Raw genomic sequence first — 10338 nt, forward strand, 5'->3', positions numbered from 1 at the left:
CGGCCCGTGACGCGGCCCGCCCCGGGCGGCGGGCCGCGTCAACGGGCCTCGCTCACCCGAAGGCGCCCCGTCACGGCCTCGCTCAGCCGAAGGCGCCCCGTCACGGCCTCGCTCACCCGAAGGCGGCCCGATGCGCCGCCGCCCACTGCGCGAACGTACGCGGCTCACGCCCGGTCAGCTCGCGCACCGCCGGCCACAGCCGGTCCGCCGTGCTTGCGCCCTTGTCGCGCTCCTGCCGTTGCAGGTCCAGCACGGCCTCGACCACGAACGCCGGCATCGTCTGGCTCATGCCCGCGACGAACTCGGCTTCCGGGACCTCCTCCGCGACGATCTCGCGGCCGAGGATCCCGCCGAGCGTCTCGATCCGCCGGCGCGGCGTGGTGTATTCGCCGCCGCTGATCGGCAGCACCCGATCCTTCGCCTCGTCCGAGGTCAAGGCCACCACGGCGAGCGCCGCGATGTCCGCCGGGTCGACCGGCGCGCTCGGGTGGTCCAGGAACGGGACGCGCACCGGCTCACCCGCGCGTACCGCGCCGGCCCAGCCCAGCGCGTTGCTCATGAACTCGCCCGGCCGCAGGACCGTGGCGGGCAGTCCGGCACGCGCGAGCGCGGCCTCCGCCGTGAGGTGGCCGGCCGCGATGATGTTCGACGGATCGCCGCCCGCGGAGGCGGAGGAGAGGGCGACCACGCGCCGGACGCCGTGCCGGGCGATCGTCTCGGCCGCGGGGCCCGCGGACCCGTCCGGCGAACGGGTGGCGTCGAGGAAGAGGAAGACCGCGTCCACGCCGGGGAGCGCCGCGGCGAGCCCGTCACCCGACACCAGATCGCCCGCCGCCGTCTCCACTCCGGGCGGCAGCGTCACGGCCGCCCGGCCGGTGTCGCGGGTCAGGACACGCACCTCCTCACCTGCCGCGAGGAGCTGATCGACGACCTCTCGCCCGGTGTTTCCGGTGCCACCGGTCACGAGGATCATGACGTGGCCTCCGCAAGGTGCCGCTCGATCGCCTCGGCCACACCCCGCGCCGCCTGTCGCACGGCCCTGTCGTAGCCGATGAAGAAGCGGTTGGCGAGAGGCACGGCCCACGCCCCGCGCCGGGCGATGTTGAAGACCCGGTACGTGATCACCGTACGCCCCTCCGAGGCCGAGGCGCTCAGCTCCCCGCGGTACCACCAGTGCCCCTGGAAGCCGACCACTCCTTCCCGGTGATCGACGTCGACGTAGGAGCGCGCCGTCGCGGAATCGGCGTCGGCATCGTCGCCGGAGCCGGTGCCGGTGCTGAGGACGGCGTCGATCACCCAGCCGCTGTCGATGAGCGCGCGTACCTGCTCAACCGTCGCGTCCACGGATGCGGACGCCTCGAACAGCAGCCTCTTCATCGCGTCCCTCCCTCGCTCCGCGGGTGCCGCCGCGTGTTCCGGAACGCAGAGATCGACCACGTGCCTCCGTCGTCGACGAGCCGCGACCCTCGCAACGGACCCTCAAACAGGAAGCGGTGCGCCTTCTCGATCTCGGCACGGCCGTGCACGACGTCCCCGTTGAAGGCCACGTAGCTGGCGTCCGGGGTGAATTGGGCGGCGTAGGCGGCCGCGTCGCCGTCGTTCCACGCCGCGTTCAGGCGGAGGAGGGTGCCGGTGAACGGGTGATCGTTCGAACTCATGTCGGATCCCTGGGGGTCGTGCGCCGGCCGCTAAGCTCGGCTTGCAGTTCCGAGACCACGACGACCGTCGCCTGTCGATGAAGTGGTTTCCGTCCGGGGGGCCGTTGCCGCGGCCTCCCGGACGTGGGAGAGCTGACCACCCACGCTCACTCCGCGGCGGTGAGGCAGGCTCTCTCCTATAGCGCTCTTCACTATTGCATGTTGCACTATACGTAAGCAAGCGTCATGGAATCACGCGACTGTCAGGTGCTCAGGTGCTCAGGTGGTCAGGTGCGCAGTCCGGTCAGCAGCAGGGTCAGGTAGCGGCGAGCGGTCCGGGTGCGGGCGGCCCGGTCGCTGTCATGGGCGGTCGCGGCGTAGGTGATGCCGCACATGAGCGGGATGAGGTCGCCGGGGGTCAGGTCGGCGCGGACGGCGCCGGCTTCGCGGGCGCGGTCGAGCAGCCGGCCGCCGATCGTGCGCAGTGCCGCCTTGAGCTCCGTGGTGCGGGGCAGCGCGTTCGCGGGGGCGGCGCTGACCGGCGACAGGGACGGGTCCGTGATCTGCGCGTCGATGGTGTGGAACAGGAAGGCCGACAGGGCACGCCACGGGTCGTCGTCGGCCAGGCCCGCTCGCCGTGCGCGACGAGGGACTCCAGGCAGGGCGCCGCGACGGTCTCCAGCAGCGCCTCGGGAGTGGGGGGAAGTGGCGGTAGACGGTGGCCACGCCCACCCCGGCGAGGCGGGCGACGCGCTGCGCGCGAGTTCTACCGCGCGGACCAGTCCGCGGCGCAGGTGCTGCGCCGGCAGCAGGACGGACCGCTGACCATCCCGGTGCCGGCGGTCGGCGGAGAGCGCGGCAGCGGCCCGGCCGTCGAACAGGTCATGCGGCTGGTGGCCGGCGACGTCACCGGACTGGTCATCCCGGACGCCGGTCACTTCCTGCCGGAAGAGGCTCCCGACGCGCTCGCCAAGGCGCTGCTGGACTTCCTCCGCCGACAACGCCCGCGGGCCCGAGGGCCGCCCACCCGGACCGCCGGGCGCGAGAACGGGTGGTCAGGAGACCTCCTCGATCCGTCTGGCGATCTCGGCGATGGTCGGATTGTCGTAGATGACGCGCACAGGTACGCGCAGCCCCATCGTCTCGCGGAGCCGCGACGCCATGCGGATGGCGAGCAGCGAGTGCCCGCCCAGTTCGAAGAAGTCGTCGTGCCTGCCGATCCGGTCCAGGTCGAAGAGCTCGCGCCAGACGGCGGCCACCGCGCTCTCCGGGTCGCCTTGCGGCGGGTCGCCTTGCGGCGGGTCGCCGTCCGGGGGCGCGTGCGTGCCGGTGGCGGGGCCTTCGCCCAGGGGGAAGACCAGGGATGCCGTGCCGTCGAGCAGCGCCTGGCCGGTCCGCCGGTGCCGGATGTGGCCGTCGAGGGCGGTCTCCCGGTCCAGCTGCGCCCATAGCGTCCTCAGGCGGTACGTGGACGCGTCGCAGGCGATGTCAGCCAGGTCGAGCGCTGTCGTGTCGCCCCGTTCGGCGAGGTCGGCGGAGCGGGCGACGGTCAGGGACATGCCCAGGAGCTCCGTGGCGATCCGGCCGATGAGGCCGACCGCGCGCTGCCGCGCGAACAGTTCGTCCCGCGGCAGCCGGGCCGTCAACGACCGGCAGCGCTCGGCCAGTGCCGCCGCCTGGGCCGCTATGAAACGTCCGTGCTCGCCGCCGGGAACGGCAGGAGCGGATGGGGTGTCGCTCGCGGGTCGCGACAGGCCGTCACCGGGGCGGTAGTAGGGGGACAGGCCGGCCTCGGCACACCATTTGTCGAGCATGAAGTCGACGCCGCCCGCCACTCGCAGGCTCCGGGCATCGCGGAAGAAGCGCTCGACCGGCAGGGGCGGGGCTCCCCTGGCCGCCTTGCTCCGAGCGGTCTCGTACCCCTCCGCGCCGAGCAGCGACAGGGTACGGTCGATCGCCCGCCAGCTCGCCAGCGAGGTGAGGTTCTTGGCGGCGGAGACGTCGGGACGGGTGTCGGCGCGGTCGCCGCCGAGCAGGCACCACAGCGAGACCGTCTCGATCGCGAAGACCTCCGCCGCGGTCTCGGCCACGAGCCTCTGGGTCTCCTCGTACTCGCCGAGGCCGCGGCCGTCGATGCTGCGCCGGTTGGCGAAGTCCTTCGACCAGAGCAGTGACATGCGGGCGACGGCGAGCGACGCGGGGGCGATGACGAGATGCCGGCCCAGCAGGGCCAGCCGGCCGAGGTCGGCCTGGGCCGGGGGCGAGCCGGGAGGTGTGGATCTGTCGGGGCGCATGCGCCAGCCGTCGTCGGGCTGCTCGGGCATGAGCCGCTCGGCGGGCACGCGTACCCCGTTCAGGCGCAGCATGCCGATGGCGGCGCCGCGCAGCCCCATGAACTCGTGTGTGGTCACCACCTCGAAGCCGGGGCTGCGGGTGTCGACGAAGAACAGCCTGACCGTTTCGGTGCCGTCGTCGGCCACCAGGGTCGCGGAGACGTCGAGCAGGTCCGCGATGGGACCGTTGCCGATGAACACCTTCTCGCCGGTGATCAGGTACGCTTCCCCGCCGTCCACCGGAACCGCCACGGTGGTACGCCGCCGGTTGGCCGTGCCCGCGGGCTCGGCGTCCGCGCCCCCGGAGAAGATCCCGTCCGCGACCCGTTCCGCGATGAGGTCGCGCAACGGGCCCGGCGGGAGGGCGGGCAGGTACGAGCCGGAGCCGAACCCGTTGTTGATCGCGATGGTGAACGCCACCGCCATGGACCGGCCCGCCGCCGCCTCGACGACCCGGAACGCGTTGGTCCAGGAGAGCCCCAGCCCGCCGAGCGTGGGATCGACCATCAGCGTGAGCAGTCCCGCGTCGCGGAGGGAGGAGAGGAGTCCCTCGGGAAGGCGGCCGCTCGAATCGGCACCGTCCAGGGCCCCGGGATCGCTCAGCAGTTCGATGATCCGGGCGACGGCCTGGTCGCCGGCGCGCCGGTCCACCGGATCCTGCTCAGGAAAGGGACGCAGGAGGTCCCAGCGGACGCGCCCGAGGTACAGCTCCCGCAGAAAGCTCGTCGAGGCTGGTGGCGAGGTGTCGAAGGACGTCATCGAGCCGCTCCCTGAAGTAGAAGTGGTCGCCGGGGAAGGTCCGCACCCGGCACGGGCCGGTGGTGTACCGGCCCCAGGCGGTCAGCCGCTCGCCCGTCTCCCGGTCACCCTCGCCGCCCAGGACGACCAGCGGGCAGGCGAGCGGCTCGGCCGGCGTGTGCCGGTAGGTCGAGACGATGGTCAGGTCGGCACGGAGCACCGGGAGCATGAGTTCCAGGAGCTCTGGATCGTCGGCCACGTGGCCGGGGAGCGGGCCGTGCTCCCGCTCGATGGCCTCCACCAGCGCCGGGCCGTCCAGCCCGGTCAGGTCCGTTCCCGGTTCGTGCAGGTGCGGGGCGCCGTACGCGGACAGGCAGAGCCCGGCCGGCTGCGGAAGTCCGCGCTCGCGCAGCGCGATCGCCGTCTCGTACGCGATGAGCGCGCCGAGGCTGTGCCCGAACAGGACGAACGGCACCCCGAACTCCACCTCCGACACCAGCGCGGACACCACCTGCGCCATGCTGGTCAGCGGGGGCTCGGCGTGGCGGCCACCGCGTCCGGGCAGTTGCACACCCCACAGCTCGACGCCGGGGAACGCGCCCGACCAGCGCAGGTACTCGCCCGCCGAGCCGCCGCTGTGGGGGAAGCAGTACATCCGCAGCCGGGCGCCGGGACGGCGGAGCCGGCACAGCAGCCAGTGCGGGCGCGGGCCGGTCACGGACGCCGCCCGGCGTCGATGAGGCGGGCCAGGGTGGCGACCGTGGGCGCTCTGAAGATCATGCGCGCGGTGAGGCCGGCGCCCAGCCTCGGCCGCACCATGCTCATCACGCGGGCCGCGATCAAGGAGTCGCCGCCCAGGTCGAAGAAGTTGTCGTGCACGCCCACGGTGGCCAGGCCCAGCGCGTCGCCGAACGCGGCGGCGAGTGCCTTCTCCAGCTCCGTCTCGGGAGCGGAGAAGGCGACGCCGGTGTCCGCGGCGGCCTGCGTGAACGCCTCCTCCTCGCCCAGGCGGAAGCGGCGTCGTTCGAACGGGTACGTGGGCAGCGGGATCCGCCGGCGGGCGCGGCCGCGATGCAGGGCGGCCCACTCGATGGTCACGCCCGCCTGCCATAGCCGGCCGGTGGCCCGGAGCAGCTCGTACGCGCCTCCGGCGGCGTCCACGGCGTGCGGCAGGCTCTGCACGATGGGTCGTTCGGGCCCGCAGGACGGGTGCCTGCGGGCCAGGCCGCCGAGCGTGTGCCCGGGGCCCAGTTCCAGCAGCACGTCGTCACCGCCGGCGAGCAGCGTCCGCAGGGCGTCGGAGAACCGCACGGTGTCGCGCAGATGCGCCGCCCAGAAGGCCGGGTCGGCTGCCTCGCCGGGGGAGACGGGCCGACCCGTCCGGTCGGAGATCCACGGGATCCGCGGCGGGCGCGGCCGAAGCTCGCCGACGATGCGCGTGTACTCCGCCAGGACCGGCTCGACCAGCACGGAGTGCGCGGCGGCGGCGATGCGCAGCGTGCGCGTCTCCACCTCCCGCTGAGAGGACCGCTGAGAGGACCGGTGAGAGGCGAGGCGGCGCCTCAGGCGGTCGAGGTCGCCGGGCGGCCCGGCGACGACGCACTGCTCGGGGCCGTTGATCGCGGCGATCGACAGGTGGCCGTCCAGCAGGGGCTCCACCTCGGGCGCGGGCAGCGCGACCGCGAGCATCGCACCGGGCGGCAGGCCGTCCAGGAGCCTGCCGCGGGCGAGCACCAGCGTCATCGCCTCCGGCAGCGTGAGCACTCCCGCCGTGCGGGCGGCGGCGTAGGCGCCGAGGCTGTGCCCGAGGACCGCGCTCGGCGTGACGCCGCGCGAGCGCCACAGCTCGGCGAGCGCGTGCTGGACGGCGAACAGCGCCGGCTGGCACACCCGCATCGTCGCGAGCCGCGCCTCGGCCCCGGCCCGGTCCCGGGGGAGTCGCGGGTAGAGCATGTCGCGCAGGTCGAGGCCGAGCTCCGGCCCGGCCAGCTCGGCGCAGGCGTCGATGGCCGCCCGGAACTCCGGCTCCCGCTCGTACAGCTCGCCGCCCATGCCCACGTGCTGGCCGCCCTGGCCGGGGAAGAGGAACGCGACGCCGCGCCCGCCGTCCGGGTGGGCCGTGACCGAGGGGGAGGCGCCCGCCTCCGTCAGTGCGCGCGCCGCGTCCTCCCCGCCGGCGCAGACCACGAAGGCCCGATGCGGGAACGAGGTGCGGCCTGTCTGCAACGTCCATGCCACGCACCCGGGCGGGACGTCGTCCGCGCGCCGCAGGTGCGCGGCGAGCCGGACCATCGCCCTGTTCAGTGCGCCATCGGTACGGGCGGACAGCGGCAGCAGGTGATACCGGTCGTCGCCGGGGAGCTCGGGCTCCGGAGCCGCCGGGGTCTCCTCCACGATCATGTGGGCGTTGGTGCCGCCGATGCCGAGCGAGTTCACCGCGGCCCGGCGAGGGGCCCCGGTCCTCGGCCACGGCACGGCGTCGCCGCTCACCGTGAACGGGGTTCCGGCGAGGTCGATGCGCGGGTTGAGGCGGCGGAAATGGGCCGTACCCGGGATCAGGCCGTGGCGTAGCGAGAGCACGACCTTGATCAGCCCGATCACCCCGGCCGCCGCGTCGGTATGGCCGATGTTCGACTTGACCGAGCCGAGCACGCAGGAGCCGCGCGCCGTGCCGAACGCCTTGGCCAGCGCGCGTACCTCGATGGGGTCGCCCACCTCGGTGGCGGTGCCGTGCGCCTCGACGTACCCGATCGTGGCCGGGTCGACTCCGGCGACGAGTCGCGCCGCGCGAACCGCCGCGGCCTGCCCGTCCACGCTCGGAGCGGTGAAGCCCACCTTGCCCGCGCCGTCGTTGTTGACCGCCGAGCCGAGGATCACCGCATGGACGTGATCACCGTCGGTGAGCGCGTCGGCGAGACGTTTGAGCGCCACGACGCCCGCGCCGTCCCCGGCGACGGTGCCGCTCGCCTCCGCGTCCAGCGGGCGGCAGCGGCCGTCCCTGGACAGGATGCCGTCGTCGCCCTGGTCCGAGGTGGGGTGCGGGACCCGGACCGTGACCCCGCCGGCGAGGGCGACGTCGCACTCTCCGGCGATCAGCCCCTGGCAGGCCTGGTGCACGGCAACGAGCGAGGTGGAGCACGCCGTCTGCACGGTGACCGCCGGTCCGGTCAGCCGCAGCTTGTACGCCACGCGGCTGGTGAGGAAGTCCATCCCGGAGGCGAGCCGGAGCTCCCAGTCGGTGGCCCCGGGGAACAGATCCCGGTGCGCCCGCAGCGTCACGAAGTGGTCGGTGTCACCGCTGCCGCCGTACACGCCGATGACCCCGGGGTAGGCGGCGGGGACGCAGCCGGCGTGTTCGAGGGCCTCCCACGCGCATTCCAGGAACACGCGGTGCTGCGGATCGAGCATCAGCGCCTCGCGCGGCGAATAGCCGAAGAAGGCGGCGTCGAACTGGTCGGCGCCGTCCAGCACGCCGTACGCGGGTGTGCGTCCGTCGCCGGGTGCCTGCGGGAACCGGGTGATGACATCGGCCCCGCGCTCGAGCACTTCCCAGAAACCGTCCAGGTCGCGGGCGCCGGGGAAGCGGCCCGCCATCCCGATCACGGCGATGGAGGACTGGTCGTGCTGGTCGTCGCCGGTCATGCGACCTCTCCTGTGTGCGTGGGCTGAGGGTTCTCATGCGGCTCACCGGCGGGCCGGTCCTGCCGGAGACGGCGTACCGGGGAGAAGAGCGGCGGCAGCATGGACAGCACGGTGAGCACCGCGGCGATCCAGAACACGCCGCGCAGGCCCGCGGGGGCGACGAGAAGCCCGCCGCCGGCGGCCCCCAACGGCACCATGCCCCAGGTCACGAAGCGGAAGACGGAGTTCATCCGGCCGAGCAGGCGCGCCGGGGTCACGATCTGGCAGAGGCTGACCTGGAGCACGTTGAAGATCACCGCACCGACGTACACGACGAACAGGCCGCCGGAGAGGGCGACCGCGCCGGTCGAGAGGGGCAGCAGGATCGCGCCGCCGCTGAACAGGGCGATGGAGACGATGAACGCCGCGCCGTCGCCGATGCGCCGCGACAGCGGTCCGGCCAGGAGCGCGCCCAACAGGCCGCCCACGTTCCCGACCGCCAGCGCGACGCCGATCGCGCCCGGGCCGAGACGCAGCTCGTCGGCGGCGTAGACCACGAGGAGGGCGAGTACGGCGGCGAAGGCGAGCTCGGCGATCGCCGCGCATAGGATGAGCGGGCGCAGCAGCGGGTGCGCGAACACGAAACGCATGCCTTCCGCGATCTCCCCGCGCAACCCAGGGCGCTCGGCCGGTTCGGGCTCGACGGTCCGCTCTGCCCTGGCGAAGACGAGGAAGACCGCGGAGATCAGATAGCTGACCGCGTCCACCAGGATCGCCACCGGCGCGGTGAACGCCTGCACGAGAAAGCCTCCGGCGCTCGGACCCGCGAGCTGCGCCATCGAGCGGGACAGCTCCAGCTTGCCGTTGGCATCCACCAGCCGGTCGTCCCGCACGAGTTCCGGCAGGTAGGAGAGCTGTGCGACGTCGAAGAAGAGCGTTCCCAGCCCGATCGCGAAAGCCACGGCGTACATCAGGGGCATGCTGAGCAGATCCAGCCAGGCGGCCACCGGCACGGCCAGCAGGGCCACGGCGCGGCCGACGTCGGTGAGGATCAGCACGGGCAGGCGGCGGAACCGCTCGATCCACACGCCCGCGGGCAGCCCGACCAGCAGGATGGGCAGGAACTCGACGGCCGACAGCAGGCCGATCTCCAGCGGCGAGGCGTCCAGCAGCAGCAGCGCCGCCAAGGGGAGGGCGAGCAGCGTGACCTGTGTGCCGAGCAGGCTCGCCGTCTGCGCCAGCCACAGGTTGCGGAAACCGGAGGCGCGCAACAGGCTGGTCGCCACCTCAGTACCCCCTGCCGATCCGTTCGCGGTCGATGTGCTCCGGGCATGCCGCCGGCTCATCGTTGTCGTCGAACACGCGTGTGCGCTCCTTTCGTGGGACGGTCAGCTCGATGGTCAGCTCGATGGTCAGCGGCGCCGGTCGCGCAGCCGGTCGCGGCCCGCGCGCAGCCGGCCGCCACGGGCGTGATCGTCGTCGGCGGCGGCGGGAACGTCCTCTTGCAGATGGCGGGCCAGCGCGGTCACGGTCGGGAACTCGAAGAGGGTCACCAGCGGCAGCCGGCGGCCCAGGAGCTCCCCGAGCGCGCGATGGACGGCGGCCAAGGCGAACGAGTCGCCGCCCAGGTCGAAGAAGTTGTCGTCCGCGCCCACCTGGTCCAGCTTGAGCACCTGCCGCCAGACTCCTGCCACGGTGCGTTCGAGCTCGGTGCGGACCGGCGCCCCGCCCGGGGCCGCGGCGGGGGGATCCGGGAGCGCGGCGGTGTCCACCTTTCCTCCGGAGGTCAGCGGCATCGCGTCGAGTGCGACCAGCGCGGTGGGCAGCATGTACGCGGGCAGCCGGGCGGCGAGGTGACGGCGCAGGCCGGCCGGGACGGCTCCACCCTGGCGCGGGACCACGTACCCGACCAGGCGCCGATCGCCGCGGCCGTCGGGGCGGGCGGCGACGGCCGCCTGGGCGACCTCGGGGTGGGCGCGGAGCGCGGCCTCCACTTCGCGGGGCTCGAT

At 73.6% G+C, this 10338-nt stretch carries 9 protein-coding genes; all 9 read right to left on the minus strand.

The window, feature by feature from the left end; all coding sequences use genetic code 11:
* Positions 1–112: 112 nt before the first annotated feature.
* A complete protein-coding gene (locus DQW85_RS14025) occupies positions 113–973 on the minus strand; it encodes an SDR family oxidoreductase (RefSeq protein ID WP_113700757.1) in 861 nt (286 codons plus the stop codon).
* Positions 970–1377, minus strand: coding sequence for a hypothetical protein (locus DQW85_RS14030; RefSeq protein WP_113700758.1), 408 nt, complete (start codon positions 1375–1377; stop codon positions 970–972). The genes DQW85_RS14025 and DQW85_RS14030 overlap by 4 nt, the downstream gene beginning before the upstream one ends.
* On the minus strand, positions 1374–1658 hold the full coding sequence (locus DQW85_RS14035; protein WP_113700759.1) for an SgcJ/EcaC family oxidoreductase: 285 nt from the start codon (positions 1656–1658) through the stop codon (positions 1374–1376). Before DQW85_RS14035 ends, DQW85_RS14030 begins: the two co-directional genes overlap by 4 nt.
* Positions 1659–1924: 266 nt before the next feature.
* Complete coding sequence (locus tag DQW85_RS14040; protein WP_162794970.1) at positions 1925–2638, minus strand: SbtR family transcriptional regulator; 714 nt, start codon at positions 2636–2638, stop codon at positions 1925–1927.
* Between the two features lie 54 nt (positions 2639–2692).
* Positions 2693–4729, minus strand: a complete 2037-nt coding sequence (locus tag DQW85_RS14045) for an acyl-CoA dehydrogenase family protein (protein WP_113700761.1) — start codon at positions 4727–4729, stop codon at positions 2693–2695.
* The gene (locus DQW85_RS14050) at positions 4632–5426 is read right to left on the minus strand and encodes a thioesterase II family protein (protein WP_113700762.1); all 795 of its coding nucleotides are present in this window, start codon (positions 5424–5426) and stop codon (positions 4632–4634) included. The genes DQW85_RS14045 and DQW85_RS14050 overlap by 98 nt, the downstream gene beginning before the upstream one ends.
* Complete coding sequence (locus tag DQW85_RS14055) at positions 5423–8350, minus strand: type I polyketide synthase (protein WP_113700763.1); 2928 nt, start codon at positions 8348–8350, stop codon at positions 5423–5425. Before DQW85_RS14055 ends, DQW85_RS14050 begins: the two co-directional genes overlap by 4 nt.
* Positions 8347–9615 (minus strand): MFS transporter, encoded by a 1269-nt coding sequence (locus tag DQW85_RS14060; protein ID WP_162794971.1) that lies wholly within the window; start codon positions 9613–9615, stop codon positions 8347–8349. Before DQW85_RS14060 ends, DQW85_RS14055 begins: the two co-directional genes overlap by 4 nt.
* 126 nt (positions 9616–9741) lie before the next feature.
* Positions 9742–10338: AMP-binding enzyme (locus tag DQW85_RS14065; protein ID WP_240197168.1), on the minus strand; the 597-nt coding region annotated here is incomplete at its 5' end.

This window comes from Nonomuraea lactucae (assembly GCF_003313395.1).
Classification (GTDB): domain Bacteria; phylum Actinomycetota; class Actinomycetes; order Streptosporangiales; family Streptosporangiaceae; genus Nonomuraea; species Nonomuraea lactucae.

Bases quoted from the DNA above. Each gene is read 5' to 3' on its own strand.
- DQW85_RS14035 (WP_113700759.1), bottom strand. From the start codon at position 1,658: ATGAGTTCGAACGATCACCCGTTCACCGGCACCCTCCTCCGCCTGAAC.
- DQW85_RS14045 (WP_113700761.1), bottom strand. From the start codon at position 4,729: ATGACGTCCTTCGACACCTCGCCACCAGCCTCGACGAGCTTTCTGCGG.
- DQW85_RS14025 (WP_113700757.1), bottom strand. From the start codon at position 973: ATGATCCTCGTGACCGGTGGCACCGGAAACACCGGGCGAGAGGTCGTC.
- DQW85_RS14030 (WP_113700758.1), bottom strand. From the start codon at position 1,377: ATGAAGAGGCTGCTGTTCGAGGCGTCCGCATCCGTGGACGCGACGGTT.
- DQW85_RS14055 (WP_113700763.1), bottom strand. From the start codon at position 8,350: ATGACCGGCGACGACCAGCACGACCAGTCCTCCATCGCCGTGATCGGG.